The following is a 22,496-nucleotide window of genomic DNA, read 5'->3' as shown; positions in this document are numbered from 1 at the left end:
CCGCGCTGGGAGCGCCGCGCGAGGCATCCGGATCGGCCGCGCCGGCGCCGGTACCGCCGGCCGCCGGCCGGCCGTTTGCAGCGCGGCGGCGGCGAAATTAGGCTACGCGCATGAACGCCGCCCCCGCCCCCGTTCCGTTGCCGCGAGGCGAGGAATTCCTGCTGCGCCCGTGGTCGCGCGAGGATCTCGACAGCCTGGTCGTCTACGCCAACGACGCCGACGTCTCGCGCGGGCTCAGCGACCGGTTTCCGTATCCGTACACGCGCCAGGACGGCGAGCGTTTCCTCGAAGGCCAAGTGGTCGATTTCGATCACCCGGTGTTCGCCATCGAGGTCGGCGGCCGCGCGGTCGGCGGGATCGGCGCGCATCCGGGCCGCGGCGAGCGCGCGCACGGCGCGGAGTTCGGCTACTGGCTCGGCCGCCCGCTGTGGGGCGTCGGCCTGATGACCCGCGTGGTCGCTGCGTTCGCGCCGTGGGCGATGCGGCATCTGGCTTTGTATCGGTTGCACGCGACGGTGCTGGACACCAATCCGGCGTCGGCGCGGGTGTTGTTGAAGAACGGTTTCGAAGAAGAGGGCGTGCAGCGCTGCGCCGTGTACAAACACGGCCGCGTCCACGACCTGCGAGTGTTCGCGAAGGTGAGAAGGAGCCTGCAAGATGCGACGTGACGATCCCCCGCGCGGCCCGCGCAATCCGTATGGCGGCGCCAGCGGTCCGGGCGGTTCCCATGGCCCGGCCGGTCCCGCTGGCCGCGCCGGTCCCGCCGGCCCGGCCGGCGGCCGCGGCGAAGGCGAGGGGCCGTGGCGCGAGCGCGGCGGCTCGCACCATCCGCACTCGCGCGATCAACGCCGCGATCAGCGTTCGCGCCACGACGAGGGCGAACACGAACAGCGCCTGCGCGACGGCCGCCACGAACGGCACGAGCGCGGCCACCGCCGTCACGACGAAGACGACGATCAGGGCGACCGAGGCCAGGGCGCGCCGCATCCGCAGCGCGCCCGCCGCGACGCCGAGATCCGCCTGTACGGTTTGAACGCGGTGCGCGCGGTGTTCGCGCGGCGGCCGCAAGCGCTGCGCAAGCTGTATCTGGACGCGCCGCGGATTCCGCAATTGCAGCCGATGCTGGCCTGGTGCGTGGCCAACCGGGTCGGCTATCGCGTGGTCGAGACCCAAGACCTGGACAAGCTCGCCGCCAGCGGCCATCACGAAGGCGTGGTGGCCGAAGTGCTGCGCGAGGAACCCGCGCCGCTGTCGACCTGGCTGCGCGATCTGCCGGCGGGGCCGCAGCTGGCGCTGTGGCTCGACGGCGTCGGCAACCCGCACAACCTCGGCGCGATCCTGCGTTCGGCCGCGCACTTCGGCGTCAGCGCGGTGCTGTTGCCGAAGGATTCGACCCTGGCCTTGTCCGGCGCCGCCGCGCGCGTGGCCGAGGGCGGCGCCGAGGCGGTGCCGATGGTGCGTCTGGGCCGCAGCGACAACGCCGTCGCGCAATTGCGCGGCGCCGGTTTCGAGTTGGCGGCGACCGTGGTCGACGGCGGCGAGAACGTGTTCGCTGCGCCCTTGCCGCAGCGTTTGATCTACGTGCTCGGCGCCGAAGGCGAGGGCATGGACCGCGAACTGGCCGCGGCCTGCGACCGGCGCTTGTCGATTCCGGGCACCGGGCGGGTCGAAAGCCTCAACGTCGCGGCGGCGACCGCGGTGTTGCTGGCGGCGTGGCGGGCGAAGCGCTGAGGTGCGGGAAAAGCGGAACGCGGACTAGGGAATGGAAAAAGCGGCCTCGCGCGATTCTTTCGCGGCTCGGCGTTCTTCCCGTTCGCTGTGTCCCTGCTCGAGCGATCGGGAATAAACGAAACGGGGAATGGAAGATGCGGCCTCGCGCGGCTTTGCGCGGCACTGCGTTCCTGCCATTCCCCATTCCCCATTCCCCATTCCCAGCTTCTGCTTCAAACCACGTGCTTGATCGCCTCCAGCAACCCCGCGTATTCCTCGGCTTGGTCCGGCTGCTTGAGCATCGCGTCCAGGCAGACCGCCAGCGCCGCCGCTTGCAGGGTCTGCAGGTTCTGCCGGTGCTGCGCGTCGGAGATCTTGCGCAGGCCCGCCGCGAACGCGTCGGTGGCGGCGCGGTGGCCGTAGGCGAATTCGCCGGCGGCGCCGAGCAAGGCCTCGTTGGATAGCTTGAACGCCGATTCGACCTGCTGATTGATGCCGCCGTACTGATACGGCTCGCCGCCGTGGCCGGCGAGCGCGGCGCGCAGGCGCTCCAGCAATTGCTCCGGCTCCAGCGGCGCGGCGCCGGGAGCGGCGCTGCCGTTGGCGCCGGGATTAGGGCCGGGATTCGCGCCCGGCTTCGCACCGGCGTTCGCAGAGGGATTCGCGTGGGCCGCGGCGGAGGGTTCGTCGTTGTCGGTGCTTTCGGTCATGGTCGCCTCGGTTGCGTAGGGGCCGTCGTCGCCGGCCGCGGACAAGTGGGCTTTCAGTCGGGTCACGCCGACGGCGAGGACCGCGTCGGCGCGCAACGCCGCTTCGCTCTGCTGCGCCAGCGCCTGTTCGCCGAGCGTGAGCGTGGCGCGGCGCAATTCGCGCCACAGCGCTTGCAGCGCGCGCTCGGGCGAAGCCGCCGCGGCCGCGCGCGGATCGCATTCGCCGTCCTCGTGGGAGGCGTGGGCGGCAGTCGCGGCGGCGTCGCGGGCATCGGTCATCGTCGGTGCGGATCCAAGAACGCGGGCCGGACGGCGCGCTGTTTCCGAACTAACGCAAATCGGCGCGCCGACAGGGCAGGCGCGACGGCGCAAAGCGTGAGGGCGTTTACGGTTTCGACGCGAAGCGCCGATGCGCGGCGTTCACGAGGGTGCGCGCGGCGCGTTGCGCGTCGCGCGGAATCCGCTCGCCTCGTGCCCGCGAAGGCGGGCATTGAGGGTTTTATCGAGGGATGGCGCTGAAGTCTTTGGATCCGCGCTTTCGCGGGGATGACGTCCTGAAGAGACGCGCTGAAGCCTATCCACCGTCATGCCCGCAAAAGCGGGCATCCAGGGCTTTACCGCGACATGACTCCGAACTCTGCAAATCCCCGCCTTTGCGAGGATGACCGTTCGGAGCGAAACATCGAAACCCGCCTGCCGCCGTCCCCGCGGACGCGGGAACCCAGGGCCTCATCCGCACGAAACCGCGAAGCCGCCGCAACCCGGCGGCCTCGCCGAATCACCGCGAACCTCACTCCTCCGGCGGCGTGACCTGCTTCGGCGCGCTGCCGAAATCGCCGTCCGCCGACGCCGCTAGATAGGCGAACACCGCGTACGCCGCGACGTTCTGCGCCAGCGCCTTCGGATCGATTTTGTCGAGCGTGTCGTCGGGCGTGTGGTGGTAGTCGAAGTAGTCGGTGCCGTCCTGCGCCAGTCGCGCCCAGGCCAGGCCTTGCGCAGCGAACGGGCCGATGTCCGGGCCCGGGCCGCCCTTGCCGGGCGTGTACTCGATGCCCAGCGGCGCCAGCGCGTCGGCGATCTGCTTGTCGGCGTTCTTGGCGTAGTCCGGCGCGGAGCTGGAATAGGCGTAGATGCGGCCGGCGCCGAAGTCGCTTTCCGCGCCGATCTGATGCTTGCGCACGTCGGCGACGTGCTTGGCCGCGTACGCGCGGCCGCCGTACAAGCCTTGCTCTTCGTTGGCGAACGCGATCACCCGCACGCTGCGCGCCGGGCGCAGCTTGCTCTGGCCGATCAGCTTGGCCGCGGCCATGGTCAGGCCGACGCCGGCGCCGTCGTCGATCGCGCCGGTGCCCTGATCCCAGGAATCCAGGTGGCCGCCGATGATCACGACTTCCTCCGGCTTGCTCTTGCCGCGGATCTCGCCGATCACGTTGTACGAGGTCGCTTGACCGTCCCAGCCGCAATCCAAGGCCACGCGCACGCGGGTCGCGCCGCGCGCGGCCAGGCGCGAGAGCTGCTCGGCGTCGGGCGCCGACAGCGCGGCCGAGGGAATCGGCTTCAAGCCGTCGTCGAAGCGGGTGATGCCGGTGTGCGGCATGCGGTGCGAGTCGGTGCCGGCCGAACGCATCAGGAACCCTGCCGCGCCGGCGCGGATCGCCGCCGACGGGCCGCGGCTGCGCACGCGTCCGCCCGGGCCGTAGCCGGCGCCGTCTTTGGCGCGCGGCATGGCGAAATCGATGAAGGCGATCTTGCCGGCCAACGAACCGGCCGGCACCGCTTCCAGCGCGGCCAGATCGGCGAAGCGCACGACCTCGCCCTCGACCGTGCCGCCCGGGCTGCCGCCGAGCGCGGTCAGGCGCAGCGGCTGGGCGCTGGCGCCGAGCACTTCGGCGTGTTCGCTGCGGCGCTCCCACTTCGGGAAGGTGACCGGCTCGGTCCAGACCTTGTCGAAGCCCAGTTCGCGGAACTTGGCCTGCGCCCACGCCACCGCGCGCGCATCGGCCTCGCTGCCGGCCAGACGCGGGCCGACTTCGGTGGTCAGCGATTCGGTGATCTTGAAGCCCAGGTCGCTGGCCAGCGCTCGCTCGCGCAGTTCGCCCGCGGCGTCGACGGCGGCTTGCGGAATGCGCGTCTCGCGCTGGGCGGCCGCGGCATCGAAGCCCGCGATCGAACCCGTCAACAACACGGCAGCCATCGCTGCCCACAGCGGTGCGCGCATCCCACTCTCCTCGTGCTGGCCGGCCGCTCGGAAGGTCGCGCGGCTAGGCGAAACGGCGAGCTTAGCAATCGCGACGGCGGCCGCTATCTGAGGAAAGTCACATTGGACTTGAGCCGTTTTTGTCGCTGGCTGTCGCCGGGTTTGTGGCGGCGGGCCGGCTTTGCCGTTTGTGCGCTTTCGCGGGGCGTTCGATCCGGTCCGCCCGGCGCCGGGAGGGCCGCGCGCCGCGCGGACGCTCGCCGCGGGCGCACGAAAAAGGCCGCGACGAGCGCGGCCTGTTTCGTCTGCGCGCCCTCGCGGGCGTAAGGATCACTTCTTCAGCGAATCGCGGATCTCGCGCAGCAGCAGCACGTCTTCCGGCGTCGCCGCCGGCGCGGCGTCGGCGGGCTGGCGCACCTTGTTGTAGGCCTTGAGGAAGATGAAGATCACGAAGGCGATCAGGATGAAATCGATCGCGGTCTGCAGGAAGGCGCCGTACTTGACCGCCACTTCCGCCGCCACTTCCTTGCCCGCCGCGTCGAGCTGCGAGGGCTTGAGCACGTACTTCCAATCGCTGACGCTGACCCCGCCGGTGACGTAGCCGATGGTCGGCATCACGATGCCGTCGACCAAGGCGGTGACGATCTTGCCGAACGCGGCGCCGATGACCACGCCGACGGCCAGATCGACCACGTTGCCGCGCGCAATGAACTCTTTGAACTCGCTGATCATGCCCATCGCATGCTCTCCCAGGGTGACGACTGAAGGACGGTGAACGGCGCCGGCTCGAGGTTGGAGGGCGGGCGCCGGGGCCGGACTATAGCCGGGGCGGGGTGATGTGTCCGTGCAGTTCGGCCACGCCTTCCAGCGCGGCGCGGTAGCGGTCGCCCGGCCGCAGCGCGGCGACGCCGGCGGGGGTGCCCATGTAGATCAGGTCGCCGGCGCGCAGCGCGTACAGCAGCGAGAGTTCGTGCAGGACTTCGGGCACGTTCCAGATCAGGTTGTCGAGCGTGCTGCGTTGACGCGGCTCGCCGTTGACCTCCAGGGTCAGCGCGCGCGCGCCGAGTTCGCCGACTTCGGCCGCCGGCACGATCGCGCTGATCGGCGCGGCGTGGTCGAAGGACTTGCCGGTGTCCCAGGGCAGCCCTTTGGCCTTGGCCTGGGCTTGCAGGTCGCGGCGGGTCAGGTCGAGGCCGACGGCGTAGCCGTAGACCAGCGCCTGCGCGTCTTCGACCGCGAGCGGGCCGGCCGGCGCGTCGCTGCCGAGCGCGACCACCAGTTCGACCTCGTGGTGCAGGTCGTCGGTGCCGGGCGGGTAGGGCACGGCTTCGCCGGTTTCCAGCGAATCGGTCGGCTTGAGGAAGAAGGTCGGACGGCCGCGGTCGACGGCCGAGGCCGGCACCGCCGCGCCCATCTCGCGGGCGTGGTCGGCGAAGTTGCGGCCGACGCAGTAGACGCGGTGGACCGGGAACGCGGCATCGGCGGCCAGACCCTGGCCGCGGACGGGGATGCGGGTGGCCGGCGCGGCCGCGACGACGTCGCTCATGCGTTCAGCGGGCCGAATCGGAACGCTGGCCCGGCAGCGCCTGCGGCGCGACCACGCGGAACTCGCCCTCGACCACATCGGCGCGGCCCTTGGCCCGCGCCGTCATCGGTTTGCCACGGCGCTGCCATAGCTTGAACGCCAGTCCCACCGCGATCATCGCCGCGCCGACGAACACGCTGAAGAACACCAGCAGCGCGAGCAGGCCCAGGCCGATCACGCCCAAGACGAAGCGCAGGAAGCGGTGACGCGGCTTGCGCGGCTCGAAAGCGCTGCGCACGCGCGACTGGAACGCATTCCATTGCGAACGTTGATCGGCGAATCGGAAGGTCTGGGCGAACATTTTCGGTCGTCGTGAGACAATGCGGCTTGGGCCGGACAGTCGAGTATCGTTCCAGGCATGAACGATAGTGTGAGAACTTCGTTAAACCCGTCCGGCGGCGACGCCTCCGGCGGTGAACCTTTGATCGCTTTGGAGCACTTGTCCGACGGCGGTTTCGCCGAGGTCGAGGCGACCCTCGACGGCGACGCCGAATCCTTGCTGCTCTACCGCGACGGCGACGCCGTGCGCGCCTGGCTCAACATCTGCCCGCACGCCGGACGCCGACTGGATTGGGCTCCCGGGCAATTTCTCAAGAGCAAGGACGGGCTGCTGGTGTGCGCCGCGCACGGCGCCAGCTTCGAGCTGGGTGGCGGCGAATGCGTGGCCGGGCCGTGTCGCGGCGAATCCTTGCGCGCGGTGGCGGTGGCGGTGCGCGATGGCGGGGTTTGGTTGGCGTAAGCCGCGCGGGTCGTTCGCGACGCGTCTGGACTGCCTGTAGGAGCGGCGTGAGCCGCGACCGCGGGAATCGGTCGCCGACGGACGCTGGATGTCGCGTTGATCCCTCCGACTTGTTTTCTGGCGGAAGCGCGTTTCACGCTTCGTGCCTGCGCAGGCCAGTCGTTTTCGCGGTCGCGGCTTGCGCCGCTCCTACAGGGGGCGGCCGTGCGATGCGACTCGCCTGGGCTACCTGTAGGAGCGACGCGAGTCGCGACCGCGGGAATCGGTCGCCGACGGACGCTGGATGTCGCGTCGATCCATCCGATCTGTTTTCCGGCGGAAGGCGTTTCGCGCCTCGTGCTTGCGCGGGCTGTTCGTTTGCGCGGTCGCGGCTTGCGCCGCTCCTACAGGTAGCCAGGTGCGCGCGCGGGGGCGGGTGGGTTATCCGAGCGGCTGGGCTTCGGCGGCCGAAGCGGTATGACGGCGCGTTATTTGCCCCAGAACAACACATTGATCATCAACACCGTCACCACGGTGTAGATCAACGACAAAGGCCCGCCGATCTTCCACAGCTCCTTGCCGCTGTAGCCCGCCGGCCCGGTGATCATCGAGATCACCGGATTCGACGCGGTCATGAAGTTGTTCGACGCCGATAGCGCCACGATCAGCGCGAACGCGGTCGGGTTGCCGCCGGCGGCGAGGGCGAGGTTGACCGCCAGCGGGACCACGACGATGGTCGCGCCGACATGGCTGATGACCAAGGAAAACGCGGTCGTCAGCAGTCCGACCAAGATCTCCAGCAGCCAGACCGGCGTCCCGCGCGGCAGCCGTTCGATGCTGTGCCCCGCGATCCAAGCGGCCGCGCCGCTGGAATCCATCGCCCAGCCCAAGGGAATCAGGCAGGCCATCAGGAACACGGTCTTCCAGTTGATCGCCGAATACGCTTCGTCGATGTTGATCACGCCGGTGATCAGCATGCCGACCACGCCGGTCATCAGCGCGATCGACACCGGCAGGCGCGAGGACAGCGCCAGCAGCATCGCCACGGCGAAAATCGTCAGCGCGATCTTGAGCTTGTGCGGGCGCTGCTCGCCCTTGGGGTAGTCGGTGACCACCACCAAATCCTTGCTCGCCGCGGCGCTGGCCAGATCGGTCCAGATGCTGTGGAACACCAGCATGTCGCCGGCGCGCATCGGCACCGTGCGCACGTCGTCGCGGATCACGGTCTTGTCGCGATTGATCGCCAGCAGGCTCAGGCCGGATTGCTTGCGCAGGTGCAAATCGCCGGCGGTCTTGCCGATGTAGCCGGAGGTCGCCGGCACCACCGCTTCGGAAATGCCGGCGCGGCTGGGATTGAACAGGTCGGCGAAGTTGCGTAGGCGCGAGGACAGGCGCAGGAAATGGTTCTGGGCGAAGTCGGCGACCTGCTGCTTCGGCCCCATCGCGCCGAGCACGCTGCCGACCCAGATGCGGGTGTCGGCCGGCGGCGCCAGCCGCGAGTCGTTGTCGCTCTTGAGCGCCAGCAGCAGCGGCGCGCCGCGCAGGGTTTCGGCCTCGCCGACCGACATGCCGACCAGCGGGCTGTCGGCGGTGACGGTGAGCTCGTACACGTCGCCGTCGATGCCGTAGGCCTTGGCGAAATAGCTCTGGGTGCGGGCCGGGGTCGCGCCCTTGTCGCTGTCGTCCTTGAGCAGCTTGTCGCCGAAGAAATGGAAGTAGGCCAGCGAGGCGGCCAGCAGCGCCAGACCGATCGGCAGCGGCGCGAACATCTTCAGCGGTTCGATCGTCGCCGCGCCCGAAGGCAGGTTGCTGTTGGCGTTGAGCAGCAAGTCGTTGAGCAGGATCAGCGGCGAGTTGCCGACCATGGTCAGCGCGCCGCCCATGACGATGGCTGCGGCGATCGGCAGCAGCAGCCGCGGCAGCGACAGGCCGGTGCGCGAGGACAAGCGCGCGGCGACCGGCATATACAGCGCCATCACCGACGGGTTCTGCATGAACGAGGAATTCAGGCCGGCCACCGCCGTGGTCAGCAGCAGCAGACGTTGCTCGACGCCGTGCGCGCGCCGCAGCAGCCAGCCGGCGAGGCGGTTGAGCGCGCCGGTGCGGTCCAGGCCGGCGCCGAGGATCATCGTGGCGATGATGCTGATGACCGCGTTGCCGGAGAAGCCGTTGAACAGCTCGTCCGGCTCGACCAGCCCCGACAGGCCCAGCAGCACCAGCACGACCAGGGCGACCACGTCGGCGCGCACGCGCTCGAACAGGAACATCGCCATCGTGAACACCACCAGCCCGAGCACGAGCATCATGTCGGTGGTGAGCGCGAGGGAGGTGTCCATGCCGGTTTGGTCGGGGTCTCGGTCGAGTCGCTAGGAAAACCTGTTCGCCCTACGCCTGCTGCGCGATGTCGCGGCCGTCGTCGGGTTTGCCGTCGTCGGGCACGCGGTCGTACAGCAGATCCCAGACGCCGTGGCCGAGCTTCTGGCCGCGGGTCTCGAAGTGCGTCTGCGGGCGCCATTCCGGTCGCGGCACGCTGCCGCGCGGACCTGCGCGGTTGGCGAGCCCCCTGGTCGCGTCCAGGACGTCCCACATCTGTTCGGCATAGTCCTGCCAATCGGTAGCCAGGTGCAAGCGTCCGTCGGGCGCGAGCTTGCGCACCAGCAACTCGGCGAACGCCGGCTGGACCAAACGGCGCTTGTTGTGGCGCTTCTTGTGCCACGGGTCGGGGAAGTAGATCCGCACCTCGTCCAGGGCGCCGTCGGCGACCTCGTGGTTGAGCACTTCCACCGCGTCGTGGTGATAGAGCTTGACGTGGCCGCTGCCGTCCTCGGCCAGGGCGTTCAGCAGCCGGCCCACGCCGGGGGCGTGGACTTCGATGCCGATCAGGTCGCGGTCTTGGTAGTTCTGGGCGGCGTAGCGCAGCGCTTCGCCGTTGCCGAAGCCGATTTCGAGCACGCGCTTGGCGCTGCGGCCGAAGAGTTGGTCGTAATCGCGCGGCGAGCCTTGGTAATCGATGCCGAAGCGCGGCCACAGTTCGTCGAAGGCGCGCTGCTGGGCCGGGGTGAAGCGGCCCTGGCGCAGCACGAAGCTGCGCACCTGGCGGCGGCCTTCCTCGACCGTGAACGGCTTGGGCGGGGCTTTGTGGCCGTCGCTGGAGAACGGATCGGTCATCAGCCGATCAACCCGTCCACCGGGCTCGAGGCGCTGGCGTAGCGCTTGCGCGGAATGCGCCCGGCCTTGAACGCGGCGCGGCCGGCTTCCACCGCCAGCTTCATCGCGTGCGCCATCAGGATCGGATCGCGCGCGCCGGCGATGGCGGTGTTCATCAGCACGCCGTGGCAGCCCAGCTCCATCGCGATCGCCGCGTCCGAGGCGGTGCCCACGCCGGCGTCGACGATGATCGGCACCTTGGCGTTCTCGACGATCTCCAGCAGGTTGTACTTGTTCTGCACGCCCAGGCCCGAGCCGATCGGCGCGGCCAGCGGCATCACCGCGACGCAGCCGATCTCTTCCAGGCGCTTGGCCAGGATCGGGTCGTCGGAGGTGTAGACCATCACGTCGAAACCGTCCTTGACCAGGGTTTCGGCCGCGGCCAGGGTCTGGACGACGTCGGGGAACAGGGTGCGCTGGTCGCCGAGCACTTCCAGCTTGACCAGGGTGTGGCCGTCGAGCAGCTCGCGCGCGAGGCGGCAGGTGCGCACCGCGTCGTCGGCGTTGTAGCAGCCGGCGGTGTTGGGCAGCAGGGTGTAGCGGTCCGGCGGCAGCACGTCGAGCAGGTTCGGCTCGCCGGGGTTCTGGCCGATGTTGGTGCGGCGGATCGCGACGGTGACGATTTCGGCGCCGGCGGCCTCGGTGGCCAGGCGGGTTTCGGTCAAGTCCTTGAACTTGCCGGTGCCGGTGAGCAGGCGCGAACGGTAGGTCTTGCCGGCGATGACCAGCGGATCGGAGAAGGCGGTGTCAGTCATCGCGCAATTATGGCCGATTGGGGGCGGGGCCGTGAGACCGGCGCGGCGGCGGTTGCGGCCCCGCTGCCCGCCGCTGCGGCCCGCGCGGCCCCACGCGGGCGCCTGCGGGCCGCGGTCGCGCCCGCGAGGGGGCGGCCGGGGCCACTTGGCCGAGTCTGGCGGCAACAACGCGCCGCGTGTCACGAATCTTTAAGCCTTGGCGTTCAGCATTCGTCGCGGCTGCCGCGCGCCATGCACGGCTTCGGACGGAACCGACGGCAGCGATCCCTTCCTTCCGAATCCGCCGCCATGACCTCTCGTTCCCGCCAGCTCACCCGGGCGATCCGCATCGCCTTGGCCGCCAGCTTCGTTTCCATCGGCTTTTCGACCGTCGCCCAGGCGCAGCAGGCGGCTTCGGCCGCGGACGCCGCCCAGGGCGAGTCCTCTCCGGCATCGCAGGCCGGGACGAAGTCCTCCGCGGTCGATCTGGACAAAGTCGTCGTCACCGGCCGCTCCGGCACCCGCCAGCGCAGCAAGGCCGAGACCAGCTACTCGATCACCGCGATCGAGGAAGACCGCCTGCGCATGCAGGCGCCGACCTCGGTGACCGAGGCGATGAAGTCGGTGCCCGGCTTCTGGGTCGAGGCCAGCGGCGGCGAAGCCAGCGGCAACATCCGCGCGCGCGGCATTCCGGTCGACGGCTTCGGCTCGGTGACCTTGCTGGAAGACGGCATCCCGGTGCAGCACGACCCGGCGCTGGGCTACCTCAACGGCGATCAGGCCTTCCGCCTCGACGAAACCATCGAGCGCGTGGAAGTGGTGCGCGGCGGCCCGTCGTCGGTGTTTTATTCCAACGCTCCGGCCGGCGCGATCAACTTCATCCCGCGCACGGTCGGCGACACCGCCGAAGGCGTGGCCAAGCTCACCGTCGGCGATTACGGCCTGACCCGCTACGACCTGTTCTTCGGCACGCCCCTCGGCGGCGGCTGGAAGCTCGGCCTCGGCGGCTTCTGGCGCACCGACGACGGCCTGCGCGATCCGGGCTACCCGGCCAACGACGGCGGCCAGTACCGCATCAACCTGTCGCGCGCGTTCGAGCGCGGCAATCTCAGCTTCGACTACAAGCGCGTGGACGACAAAGTCGCGCTGTACCTCGGCATCCCGATGCGCACCTACGCCGACGGCAAGATCCGCGGCGTGCCCGGCTTCGACGCCCACGACGGCACCCTGGCCGGCCCGGAAACCCGGCGTCTGCAGATGGTGCAGGGCAACGGCGGCCTGTACGACTTCGACAACGCGCTCGGCACCCAGGTCAAGCGCGACCAGTACACGATCAAGTTCGATTACGAGCTGGGCGCGGGCTTCAAGCTGGCGCAGTCGCTGCGTTACAGCGAGACCCAAACCCAGCGCAACGGCGTGTTCCCGCTGACCCTGCAAAGCAGCGCCAAGTTCTTCAACGACGCCGCGGTGAAGAAGCTGGTCGCCTCGGTGCCCGGCGCGGCCGGCGCGCAGCTGCGCTACGTCGATGCGCCGGATCAAGTGTTCGACCCGGCCAATCAGAACGGCAACGGCCTGATGACCATCGCCGGCCTGCGCGGCGTCACCATGCCGGTCAACGAACTGATCAGCGACACGCGCCTGATGCGCCGCTTCGATTTCGGCGGGCAGAGCCACGACGTCACCTTGGGTTACTACTACGCCCAGTTCGATCAGGACTTCGACCGTTATTCCTCGAACGTGCTGACCGACGTGCGCGACAACGCGCGCTTGCTCGATCTGGTCGCGGTCGACGCGGCCGGCCGGCCGTTGAAGACGCTGACCGACAAGGGCGTGTACCGCTACGGTTACGAGTGGGAGAACGCCAGCGGCCGCTCGACCACGCAAGCGGTGTACTTGTCGGACGAATGGCAGGTCAACGACCGACTGCGCATCGACGCCGGCGTGCGCTGGGAGCAGGTCAAGGTCAAGGGCTGGACCGAGGTGCGCAAGCAGGTGAACCTCGGCACGCCGGCCACCTCGCAGATCCTCACCGGCTCGGGCGTGTTCGTCGATTACGACGAGAAGTTCGACAAGGTCGGTTGGACCATCGGCGCCAACTGGCAGTTCGACCCGCATCAAGGCGTGTTCGCGCGTTGGACGCCGGCGTTCCGCCTGCCGAGCCTGTCGAGCTACATCACCAAGTACTCCAACTGCGATCTGTCCAAGCTCGCCGCGTGCGTCAACGATCCCAACGGCCGTCCGGTCACTCAGACCATGGACTTGGGCGAGATCGGCTACAAGTTCAGCAACGAGCAGTTCGATCTGTTCGCGACCTTGTTCTACACCAAGTACGACAACGTCGGCTTCAGCAACTACGTGTTCAACCTCGGCAGCGGCGCCTCGACCGTGCAGCAGGGCTTCGCCGACACCAAGACCACGGGCCTGGAGCTGGAAGGCTTCTGGACGCCGGTGCAATGGTTCGACCTGCAGATGACCGCGACGATCCAGGATCCCAAGTACAAAGGCCTGCGCTACACCGAACTGGTCAACGGCGCGCCGGTGCTGCGCGACTTCGTCGACAACCAGCTGATCCGCGTGCCCAAGACCAGCTTCCGCATCGTGCCGGGCCTGAACTTCCTCGACGACCGCCTGCGCTTGCAGGTGTCGTACGAACACGAAGGCGAGCGCTACGTCGACACCGCCAACTCGGTGCGGCTGCCGTCCTACCACGTGGTCAACGCCAGCGTGCGCTACGAGTTCGTACCGGGGCTGACCTTGTTCGTCTACGCCGACAACCTGACCAATTCGCTGGGCCTGACCGAGGGCAACCCGCGCGCCGGCGAGCTGCAGAGCGCCGACGCCGGGGCGAATACCTTCATCGCCCGGCCGTTGCTGGGGCGCGGGTATCGCGCGGCGTTGATGTACAAGTTCTGAGGAACGAGTTCCACGGCGCGAGTTTGGAGTCGCGGGTTCGGGGCGTATCGTTGCCGGTTTCGGTGCGAGGAGTAGGTATGAAGGCCTGGGTGTTGCCGATGTTGTCGTTGGCGGTGTGCTGCGCGTTGGCGGGGGCGGCGCGCGCGCACGACGAGCCGGCCGCGCCGAGGCCGGCGGATCCGTCGTGCAAGCTCGACGCGGCGGACGCCGCGCAGGCCGGGCCGGACTGCGCCGAGGCTTGGATCGACCGCAACCTGGGCGTCAACGACGTCCAGGCCATCGGCACCCACAACAGCTACAAGCGCGCGATTCCGGCCGAGGAACTGGCCGCGCACCGCGCCCGCGACGCCGCGGGCGCGGATTCGCTCGACTACGCGCACGCGCCGCTGCACGAGCAGCTCGAACTGGGCATGCGCCAGCTCGAACTCGATGTGTATTACGACCCGCAAGGCGGCCGTTACGCGCATCCGCCCGGCGCGCTGCGCCAGGGCTACGGCGAAGCGGGGCCGTGGTCGGCGGAGGTCGCGGCGCAGATGGCGCGGCCGGGTTTCAAGGTGATGCATCTGGCCGATATCGATTTCCGCAGCCAATGCATGGTGTTCGTCGATTGCCTGCGGCAGATCCGGGCGTGGTCGCGCCAGCACTCGCAACATGCGCCGATCCTGATTCTGATCAACGCCAAGGACGGCAAGAGCGGCCCCGGCGCGGTCGCGCCGCTGGCCTTCGACGCCAAGGCCTTCGACGCGCTCGACGCCGAAGTGCGCTCGGTGTTTCCGGCCGACGAACTCATTACGCCCGACGACGTGCGCGGCAAGGCCGCGACCTTGCGCGCGGCGGTGCTCGCGGGCGGTTGGCCGCGGATCGGGGCGGCGCGCGGCAAGCTGTTGTTCGCGCTCGACGAGGAACCGCGCAAGGTCGCGCTGTACCGCGGCGCGCGCAAGTCGCTGGAAGGCCGCGCGATGTTCGTCAACGGCGACGAGACCTCGACCGACGCGGCGTATCTGACCCTCAACGATCCCATCGCCGACGGCGAGCGTATCCGCAAGGCGGTGCAGACAGGGTTTCTGGTGCGCACGCGCGCCGACGCCGACACGGTCGAGGCGCGACGCAACGATCCGCGCCGGCGCGAAGCCGCGTTCGCTAGCGGCGCGCAGTACATCTCCACCGATTACCCCAAGCCCGATCTGCGCTTCAGCCGTTACCGGGTGACGTTCCCGCGCAGCGAGGTGGTTCGCTGCAATCCGTTGCGCGCGGAAAGCCGCTGCGATCGGCGGGCGGTGGAAGCGCCTGAGAAGCACGATTGAGGTTGTGCGATGCGTGATGTGCGGTGTGCGATGTGCGAGAAGTAACGGGCGAATAGAGGCCGAAGCGATGATCTACCCGATAAGCCCGAATGCTCTCAGCCGTCATTCCCGCGAAAGCGGGAATCCAGAGACCTCAGATGTTCTCGCACGAAAAGCCCCGGATTCCCGCGTTCGCGGGAATGACGGGGCGAGGGAGCGCCGCTCGCCGAAGATGCCGCGCAGAACGGTGCGCGCAGTCGTGCGGGCTCGCGCGTTCGCATCCGCGCTGATCGCGTTATGCGTAAGCGGGCCTGCATTGGCGCAGGCGGCCAAACCCGCGGACGACGCAGCGCAGGCCCGACCCGCCGCGGCGATTGCTCCGAACAAACCGCAGCAAGTCGCAGCGCAAGCCACGACCGCCCCCACCGACATTCTTCTGCAAGGCCGCATCAGCGGCGCCGACAACCAAACCTACCGCGAGCTGCCCTTCGAGGTTCCCGCCGGCACCGCCCGCATCGAAGTCGAATTCGATTACGACCGCGCCGACAAGACCACCATCGACCTCGGCTTGATCGGCCCCGGCGAGTTCCTCGGCCGCGACGGCCTGCGCGGTTGGAGCGGCGGCAACAAGCGCCGCTTCACCGTCAGCGCCAACGACGCCACCGCTTCTTACTCGCCCGGCGCGCTGACGCCCGGGCAATGGAAGCTGCTGCTCGGCATCCCCAACATCCGCGCCGGGCGCGACGCCGCTTACACCGCGCGCATCCGGCTGACAGCGGCCGCGCAATCCGACGCCGTCCCGCAAGAAGACGCCAAGCCGCTGCGCCGGCAAGCCGGTTGGTACCGCGGCGATCTGCACATGCACAGCGCCCACAGCGACGGCAATTGCGCGACCCAAAGCGGCGCCCGCGCGCCGTGCCCGCTGTTCCTCACCGCGCAGGCCGCGGCCAAGTCCGGCCTGGATTTCGTCGCGGTGACCGAGCACAACACCGTGTCGCACTTGCCGGCGCTGCGCGAACTGCAGCCGCACTTCGACCGTCTGCTGCTGATTCCCGGCATGGAGATCACCACCTTCCAAGGCCACGCCAACGTCTTCGGCGTGCGCGCGCCGGTCGACTTCCGCGTCGGCAGCGCCGCGGTGCCGGATTGGAATACGGTGCTGCGCGAAATGCAGCGTCGCGGCTTGCCGGTGTCGATCAACCACCCGATCCGCCCGTCCGACGAGCGCTGCATGGGCTGCGGCTGGACGCCGCAGCCGGCCGCCGATATCGGTTTGGTGAGCCTGGTCGAAGCCATCAACGGCGGCGACGCCGACACGCCGGGCTCGGGTATCGCGTTCTGGCAGCGCGAACTCAACGCCGGCCATCGCCTCACCGGCGTCGGCGGCAGCGACAACCACGACGCGCCGACCGCGGCCGAGGAGCCCTTCGGCCCCAGCCGCATCGGCCGGCCGACCACGGTGGTGCATGCGCGCGAACTGTCGCAAGCCGGGATTCTGGACGGGTTGCGCGCGGGCAATGTGTTCGTCGACGCGGCCGGCAGCCGCGATCGGCTGTTGGACGTGCGCGCCGCGAGCGGCAAGCGCGAGGTCGCGATGGGCGGCGAATTGGCGGTGCCCGCGGGCGAACGCGCGCGGGTGTCGGTGCAGGTGCGCAACCTCGCCGGCGGGCGGGTCGAGGCGACGGTGGACGGCGTCAAGCGCGATCTGATCGCGCAGCCGGCGCTGAGTTCGGCCGAGCAGACGTTGGAATTCCAGTGGCCCAGCGACGGCGGCCGGCATTGGTTGCGCATCGATGTGCGCGATGCGCAGGGGAGGCTGGCGCTGATGGGCAATCCGGTCTACATCAACTGGCGTTGAAGCCCGTTGGGACGTTTCGGCGTAGTTGCATTCTCGCGGTCGCGGCTCGCGCCGCGCCTACAGTCGGCAACGAACCGGCCGAAGCCCCTGTAGGAGCGGCGCGAGCCGCGACCGCGACAACAGGCTTACGACGAGAGCTTCATCATGAGAGATGCGGCGAGCGCGATGCGCGCCGTCTCCGCTGCGGCGAATCGCGACGCAAGCCGGCGGGTTTCGCGCTAGCCGAGGTATCGAGGTCGCGGCTCACGCCGCTCCTACCCTCGGGCCGGCGCAACCGCCGGGGCGGGCGATCGCCTCAGCCCCCACCCAACGCATGCACGATCTCGACTTTGTCGCCTTCGGCCAACACCGTCTCCCCATGCCGCCCGCGCGGCACGATCTCGCCGTTGATCTCCACCGCCACCCGCCGTTCGCCCAGGCCTTCGGCCGCGAGCAGTTGATGGACGGTGACCGGCGCGGCCAGGGCGCGCGCTTCGCCATTGAGCAAAATATTCATGCCGATATTGTCGCCGCTGCGCTTCGGCACGGCCAGCGCGCCCGCCGCGCCGGCGTGGCCCGCCGCGCGCGCCGCAGAGCCTTGCCGCGCGCGGCATCGGGCGCGAAGGCGTGCGCCGCCGCCCGCGCATCGCCGGCGCAAACGCCAAGCCCGGCAACACCCGCGTCACCGCGCGGACGTGACCTCCGGCCCCGGTACGCCCGCCGCCGTCGGCGCATAATCCCCGCGCCGAGGCCGGCCGCGCGCCCGCGGTTTTGCCGCGCTGCGCCTTGCCAGCCTCGCCGCCACCGTGCTTCGATTCGCGCCATCCGCCGGCGTATGTCGTCGGAAGCACGCTAATTCGGCGCCCGCGCCGCCCGTCGCCGGGCCGCGGACGCCGCCACCGCACGCTCATCCGCAGGGAAGTTCATTGATGAAAACCGTTCGTACCGCGCTGGCCGCCGCTCTGGCGCTGGCCGCCGCCCCGGCCCTGGCCGGCGGCCCCTATTCGCAGACCGTCTTCATCGGCGACAGCCTGTCCGACTCCGGCCACTTCCGCCCGGCGCTGATCCAGGCGGTGGGCCCGAACGGCGCGCTGATCGGCCGCTTCACCACCAACCCGGGCCTGGTCTGGTCGGAATGGCTGGCCAACTACTACGGCACCAACGCTACCAGCGACAACCAGGGCGGCACCAACTACGCCGTCGGCGGCGCCCGCACCGGCGTCGAGGGCAGCGGCGCGCTCGGCGCGATTCCCTCGCTGACCAATCAGGTCGGCCGCTACCTCGCCTCCACCGGCGGCCGCGCCGATCCCAACGCGCTGTACACCGTGTGGGGCGGCCCGAACGACCTGTTCGCGGTGGCCGCCGGCGCGCCGGCGCAGAGCACCATCACCAACGCGGTGACCGCCGAAATCGGCGTGGTCGCGGCGCTGCAGAAGGCCGGCGCGCAGTACATCCTGGTGCCGAACATCCCCGACCTGGGCTCGACCCCGCAGTTCCGCGCCGGCGGCGCGGCGCAGTCGGCGGCCGGCACCCAGCTCGCCACCACCTACAACAACGCGCTCTACGCCGGCCTGAACTCGGCCGGCCTGAAGGTGATTCCGCTCGACACCTTCAGCCTGATCCGCGAAGTGGTGAACAACCCGGCGCCGTTCGGCATCACCAACGTCACCGGCACCGGCTGCAACCCGCAGATCACCGCGACCTCGGTCACCTGCAGCCCGCTCAACTACGCCTCGCCGGACGCGCCGAACTCCTATGCGTTCGCCGACGGCGTGCATCCCTCGGCCAAGTCGCACCAGATCCTGGCCGACTACGCGATCTCGGTGCTGGAAGCCCCGCGCTTCATCGCCGCGCTGCCGAACTCGACCTCGATGACCGGCCGAGCCCGCGCCGAGCAGGTCGCCGGCCACGCCGAGCGTCCGGACGGCGACGGCATGCGTTGGTGGAGCAGCCTGCGCGGCGACTTCCAGCGCTACGGCGGCGGCGACTTCTACGACGGCGCCGGCCCGGCGCTGACCGGCGGCCTGGACTGGAGCCGCGGCAACCTGGTGTTCGGCGGTTTCCTCGGCTACGGCCAGCAGAAGCAGGACTTCGGCCTGCGCAACGGCGACTTCGAGCAGAAGGAAACCAGCATCGGCGGCTTCATCGGCTGGTACGGCGAGCGCGCCTGGGTCAACGGCCAGTTGAGCTACACCAAGGTCGATTTCGACATTGACCGCAAGGTCAACCTCGGCCCGGCCACGCGTACGCACAGCGGTTCGACCGACGGCAAGAACGTCACCGCCGCGCTCAACGCCGGCTGGGAATTCGGCGACGCCCTGCGCCACGGCCCGGTGATCGGCGTGGTCGCCCAGCGCATCGACATCGACGGCTTCAAGGAAAGCGACCCGACCCTGTCGACTTCGCTGGCCTACGACGACCAGAGCTTCGACTCGCTGATCGGCAGCATCGGCTACCAGATCAACTACACCTACAGCGAACGCTTCCGCCCCTACGCGCGCCTGACCCTGGACCGCGAGTTCGAGGACGCGCCCAAGGACGCGCGCGCGCGCCTGCAGAGCCTGGGCAACATGGGCTGGTACTCGGTCAAGAACCGCGAATACGACCAGGACTACGGCACCTTGCTGTTCGGCGTGCGCACCAAGCTGTTCGGCCTGGACGCCAACCTCGGCGCCAGCGCCACCTTCAACCAGGACGGCGGCAACAACACCACGGTGTTCGCGCAGTTGGGCGGCGGGTTCTGAGATCGGCGACGGCGGCCCTGGCGGGCCGACGTTGCGCGATGTCGATGCATCGGAAACCGGGCCTGGCGGCCCGGTTTCTTTTTTTTGGGGTTCCGGTCGCAAGCGTGATCTGGACCTAAGCGCGACGGCGCCGCTCCAGCGCACTGGGCCGGATGTCTCGCCCGCGAGCCGGCGGAGCGCTTCACGCCGGTTTGGCGACCGTCGAGCCCGATCGCGCAAGCCCATCGCTAGGATTTGCCTCCTGAGCGGCGGCAGAATAGACTTCGACCCGACGCGGGTGTAGTTCAATGGTAGAACTGCAGCTTCCCAAGCTGCTAGCGTGGGTTCGATTCCCATCACCCGCTCCATCTTCATCCCCGACGGCGCGCAAGGCGCTGAGCGAAAGCGGGGTTTCCCTAGAACGTTCCGCAGTCGATCCGGCACCGGTCGGGTATCGCCTTCGCCGTTGCGCGGATTGCCGTGCTGTCTTGCCGACGTCTCCGATGCCTTGACCGCGAAAGCGATCCGCTGCGATAGCGAAATCGGCGGAGCTCCTGCGAGTCGGCGGCAGGCCGCTTGCGGCAAGCGCTAATGGCACCACTGTTGCTCGCACGGCACGCCGTCGCCATCTCCGTCCATCTCGACGTTCGGGCAGTGCGCGAGGAAATAGCGGGCTTCCTCGCAAGAGCTCATCTGATGGCACTGAGTGCGGTCGTCGCAGGTATGGGGCGACACGATCGGTTTCGCGGCGGCGGCCGCTGGCAGTGGTGCGGACGGGCGCTCGTTCCAGCGGCCATGGGCGTACCAACCCGCGCCGCCGAGCGCAGCGAGCAGCATCAAGGCCGCCGGCCACGCGGGTTTGCTTCGGCGGTCGGCGGGCGCGCGGCGCGAGGGCTTGGCGCGGACGCGCGCGGCTTCGTTCGGGCGTCGCACTCTGGCGGCTCTGTGGCCGCCGCGGCCGTCGGTTTCCAAGTCGAAACTGAAACGCTCGTTGAGTTGCGGACGCGGGCTGTCGGCCAGCAATGCGGACACATGCATGAACACCTGCGGCCCGCCGCCGTCGGGAGCGAGAAAGCCGAAGCCGCGCTCATCGTTCCAGCGCACCAGCGTTCCCGAAGTCCGCTTGTCCATGTGCTTATGCCTCGTCGCTCTTACGGCTTCGGTGCGATACGTTCGATGGAGATCGTTGGTTTGTTCGGCGGTGTCTGCCAGTAGCGAGCCGTTTCGGCGATGCCGCCGGCGCCATGCCCTTAGCTCATCGCAGCCGCTCGAGCTCTTCGGGCGTCAGCTCCAGCAACTCACCCAATTCGAGCGAATCCAAAACCTCGCCGAACGCCCGCACCTGCGCCTTCGCCAACCCCGCCGACGGATCGCCGGGGTGGGCGACCAGCCCCGTCAGCAGATGCCAGAACCGCCGTTTGTCCAAGCCGCTCTGCAAGCGCCACAGCGCGTCGCGTCGCGCTTGCGGGAAGTCTTGCCCAAGCCGGTAATCGATCAGCAGTTCGAGCTCGCCGCGGCGCGCGCGGCGTTCTTCTTCGTCGCTCGGCAACGGCGGCGCACCCTCGTGGAGGGCGACGATGCGTCGCTCGTATTCGTCCCGGGTCAGTTTCGGCCCGAAATCAGGTAGCCGCCGGTCCTGAGGGATTGAGGCCATACGCCGATGCCACGATATCGGGGTCCGCCAACACGATGCGCTCTTCCGGGGAAAGGTCAAGCAGGTCGCGGTAGTGCTCGGCGCTGAGCGCTTCGGCGGCGTCGTCCTGGAACTTCAGGGTCAGTGCGTCGAAGGCGTCGGCGAAGGCGAGCGGGTCGCGCGTGGCGGCCAGCGCTTGTTCTGCGTCGATCCGGTTCTTCTCGAAATCGCTGCGCGCGATCATCAGCGCTTCGCGTTCGCCGCGCTGCAGCGACAGCGGGGTGGTGCGCTCCTTGTGCTGTACGAGCAAGGCGAAATGTTGCATCTGGAAGCCGTAGGCGTCGGCGTCGTCGCCGAGCGCGCGCAGGTAACGGTCTTGGTACAGGGCGTTCACTTCGGCCATGTAGGCGGCGTCCTCGAAGTCGGGCGGGCCGTGCGCTTCGCCGGCATCGTCGTCGGTCGGCTCCTCGTAGCCGGCGCGCACGCCGTGCAGGCAAGCGCTCAAGTCGCCGCTGACGCCGGGGTGTTGATCGAACGGCGCCGAGCAGGTGCCGAGGGGGCCGCGGGGGCGTCCGTACACGCCGAAGATCGCGCTCGACAGCGAATAGCCGCGCGCGCCGACCACCGTGATCCGGGCCGGGAACAAGACCCGGTTGGCGGCTTGATGGCAGACGCCGTTGATGAGGTAGCAGGTGATCCCGGCGCGTTCTTTCGGTCCGGCGATGGCGTCGGCGCGCTTGGTGCTGCCGTTGGCTTCGCGCAGCGCGCGGCCCCCGGTTTTGCCGCCCCAGCAGCCCCAGGCCATGCCGCCGCTGCCGCATTCGACGTAAGTGTGGTCGGCGGCGTTGAAGAACAGCTTGGTCGGATAGGCGCGCGGCCTGAGAATTCCCATACATCACCCCCTGTGATCGATGGTCGGTGGCGGGCGCCGCGGGGGCGCGCCGGACGCGGCGCGGAGCCGGTCATCCACAACAACGCAGAGCGCCGCCGGCGGGTGCCACGCGCGCGGGCGGCCGTCGCGGTTTTGCGCGCTGCGGCGCGTTTCGTCGGTTGGGATGGCGCGCTGCGCGATGCGGCGGGGCGCCGCTCACGCGATATCGCGGTCGTTCGCGACGACCCGCTGCCCCCGGGCCGACTCGAGAGTCCGCCGCGGCCGGGAGGTGGGAAATGCGAGGCGCAGGCCGCCGCGAGGGCCGAGTATCGACCGCGGTTGTCTTATCGCGCGCCGCACTCCTCGACTGCGAAC

At 69.4% G+C, this 22,496-nt stretch carries 18 protein-coding genes, 1 tRNA gene and 1 pseudogene; 8 read left to right on the top strand and 12 right to left on the bottom strand.

Features of this window, described 5'->3' with window-relative positions; genetic code table 11:
* Nucleotides 1-110 precede the first annotated feature (110 nt).
* Together J5226_RS24560 and J5226_RS24555 are read left to right on the top strand one after the other, a co-directional pair.
* Nucleotides 111-668, top strand: a complete 558-nt coding sequence (locus tag J5226_RS24560; RefSeq protein WP_215837703.1) for a GNAT family protein — start codon at nucleotides 111-113, stop codon at nucleotides 666-668.
* Between the two features lie 285 nt (nucleotides 669-953).
* Nucleotides 954-1,731, top strand: a pseudogene (locus J5226_RS24555) (TrmH family RNA methyltransferase); the annotation flags it as partial.
* Nucleotides 1,732-1,943: 212 nt separating this feature from the next.
* Here J5226_RS24555 and J5226_RS24550 read toward each other — a convergent pair.
* From J5226_RS24550 to J5226_RS24530, 5 genes are all read right to left on the bottom strand, one after another.
* The gene (locus J5226_RS24550; protein ID WP_215837701.1) at nucleotides 1,944-2,699 is read right to left on the bottom strand and encodes a hypothetical protein; all 756 of its coding nucleotides are present in this window, start codon (nucleotides 2,697-2,699) and stop codon (nucleotides 1,944-1,946) included.
* Nucleotides 2,700-3,210: 511 nt separating this feature from the next.
* A complete protein-coding gene (locus tag J5226_RS24545) occupies nucleotides 3,211-4,614 on the bottom strand; it encodes a M28 family peptidase (protein WP_255323141.1) in 1,404 nt (467 codons plus the stop codon).
* A 333-nt stretch (nucleotides 4,615-4,947) separates the two neighbouring features.
* The gene (gene mscL / locus J5226_RS24540; protein WP_215837699.1) at nucleotides 4,948-5,355 is read right to left on the bottom strand and encodes a large-conductance mechanosensitive channel protein MscL; all 408 of its coding nucleotides are present in this window, start codon (nucleotides 5,353-5,355) and stop codon (nucleotides 4,948-4,950) included.
* Nucleotides 5,356-5,434: 79 nt separating this feature from the next.
* Entirely contained in the window at nucleotides 5,435-6,163 is a 729-nt protein-coding gene (locus J5226_RS24535; protein WP_215837698.1) for a fumarylacetoacetate hydrolase family protein, read from the bottom strand.
* A 4-nt stretch (nucleotides 6,164-6,167) separates the two neighbouring features.
* Complete coding sequence (locus tag J5226_RS24530) at nucleotides 6,168-6,503, bottom strand: hypothetical protein (protein ID WP_255322932.1); 336 nt, start codon at nucleotides 6,501-6,503, stop codon at nucleotides 6,168-6,170.
* 120 nt (nucleotides 6,504-6,623) lie between these two features.
* On the opposite strand from J5226_RS24530, the gene J5226_RS24525 reads away from it, so the two are divergent.
* Complete coding sequence (locus J5226_RS24525) at nucleotides 6,624-6,941, top strand: Rieske 2Fe-2S domain-containing protein (RefSeq protein WP_255323140.1); 318 nt, start codon at nucleotides 6,624-6,626, stop codon at nucleotides 6,939-6,941.
* Nucleotides 6,942-7,408: 467 nt separating this feature from the next.
* On the opposite strand, the gene J5226_RS24520 is transcribed toward J5226_RS24525, so the two are convergent.
* Genes J5226_RS24520 through J5226_RS24510 form a run of 3 tightly spaced genes read right to left on the bottom strand, consistent with a single transcriptional unit; the run spans nucleotide 7,409 to nucleotide 10,882 of the window.
* Entirely contained in the window at nucleotides 7,409-9,256 is a 1,848-nt protein-coding gene (locus J5226_RS24520) for an SLC13 family permease (RefSeq protein WP_215837696.1), read from the bottom strand.
* Nucleotides 9,257-9,305: 49 nt separating this feature from the next.
* A complete protein-coding gene (trmB, locus tag J5226_RS24515) occupies nucleotides 9,306-10,088 on the bottom strand; it encodes a tRNA (guanosine(46)-N7)-methyltransferase TrmB (protein WP_215837695.1) in 783 nt (260 codons plus the stop codon).
* Nucleotides 10,088-10,882, bottom strand: coding sequence for a thiazole synthase (locus J5226_RS24510; RefSeq protein WP_215837694.1), 795 nt, complete (start codon nucleotides 10,880-10,882; stop codon nucleotides 10,088-10,090). Before J5226_RS24510 ends, trmB begins: the two co-directional genes overlap by 1 nt.
* 288 nt (nucleotides 10,883-11,170) lie before the next feature.
* On the opposite strand from J5226_RS24510, the gene J5226_RS24505 reads away from it, so the two are divergent.
* The 3 genes from J5226_RS24505 (at nucleotide 11,171) to J5226_RS24495 (ending at nucleotide 16,915) form a co-directional block, all read left to right on the top strand.
* The gene (locus J5226_RS24505; protein WP_255322931.1) at nucleotides 11,171-13,774 is read left to right on the top strand and encodes a TonB-dependent receptor; all 2,604 of its coding nucleotides are present in this window, start codon (nucleotides 11,171-11,173) and stop codon (nucleotides 13,772-13,774) included.
* Nucleotides 13,775-13,851: 77 nt separating this feature from the next.
* Nucleotides 13,852-15,078 (top strand): phosphatidylinositol-specific phospholipase C1-like protein, encoded by a 1,227-nt coding sequence (locus tag J5226_RS24500; RefSeq protein WP_255322930.1) that lies wholly within the window; start codon nucleotides 13,852-13,854, stop codon nucleotides 15,076-15,078.
* A gap of 295 nt (nucleotides 15,079-15,373) precedes the next feature.
* A complete protein-coding gene (locus J5226_RS24495) occupies nucleotides 15,374-16,915 on the top strand; it encodes a CehA/McbA family metallohydrolase (RefSeq protein ID WP_255322929.1) in 1,542 nt (513 codons plus the stop codon).
* Nucleotides 16,916-17,210: 295 nt separating this feature from the next.
* Here J5226_RS24495 and thiS read toward each other — a convergent pair whose 3' ends face one another.
* Nucleotides 17,211-17,411, bottom strand: coding sequence for a sulfur carrier protein ThiS (gene thiS / locus J5226_RS24490; RefSeq protein WP_215837692.1), 201 nt, complete (start codon nucleotides 17,409-17,411; stop codon nucleotides 17,211-17,213).
* A gap of 412 nt (nucleotides 17,412-17,823) precedes the next feature.
* Here thiS and J5226_RS24485 point away from each other — a divergent pair, with 412 nt between their 5' ends.
* Both J5226_RS24485 and J5226_RS24480 read left to right on the top strand, forming a co-directional pair.
* Nucleotides 17,824-19,638, top strand: coding sequence for an autotransporter domain-containing protein (locus J5226_RS24485; protein ID WP_215837691.1), 1,815 nt, complete (start codon nucleotides 17,824-17,826; stop codon nucleotides 19,636-19,638).
* A 273-nt stretch (nucleotides 19,639-19,911) separates the two neighbouring features.
* Nucleotides 19,912-19,985 (top strand) — tRNA-Gly (locus J5226_RS24480).
* A gap of 220 nt (nucleotides 19,986-20,205) precedes the next feature.
* On the opposite strand, the gene J5226_RS24475 is transcribed toward J5226_RS24480, so the two are convergent.
* From J5226_RS24475 to J5226_RS24465, 3 genes are all read right to left on the bottom strand, one after another.
* Nucleotides 20,206-20,748, bottom strand: a complete 543-nt coding sequence (locus tag J5226_RS24475; RefSeq protein ID WP_215837690.1) for an excalibur calcium-binding domain-containing protein — start codon at nucleotides 20,746-20,748, stop codon at nucleotides 20,206-20,208.
* 124 nt (nucleotides 20,749-20,872) lie between these two features.
* A complete protein-coding gene (locus J5226_RS24470; RefSeq protein WP_215837689.1) occupies nucleotides 20,873-21,271 on the bottom strand; it encodes a hypothetical protein in 399 nt (132 codons plus the stop codon).
* The gene (locus J5226_RS24465; protein ID WP_215837688.1) at nucleotides 21,237-22,142 is read right to left on the bottom strand and encodes a hypothetical protein; all 906 of its coding nucleotides are present in this window, start codon (nucleotides 22,140-22,142) and stop codon (nucleotides 21,237-21,239) included. The genes J5226_RS24470 and J5226_RS24465 overlap by 35 nt, the downstream gene beginning before the upstream one ends.
* Nucleotides 22,143-22,496 lie beyond the last annotated feature (354 nt).

Source organism: Lysobacter sp. K5869, from assembly GCF_018847975.1.
Taxonomy (GTDB): Bacteria; Pseudomonadota; Gammaproteobacteria; order Xanthomonadales; family Xanthomonadaceae; genus Lysobacter.
The sequence above is the reverse complement of the archived record's forward strand: the minus strand, read 5'-3'. Positions and strand labels throughout refer to the sequence as shown.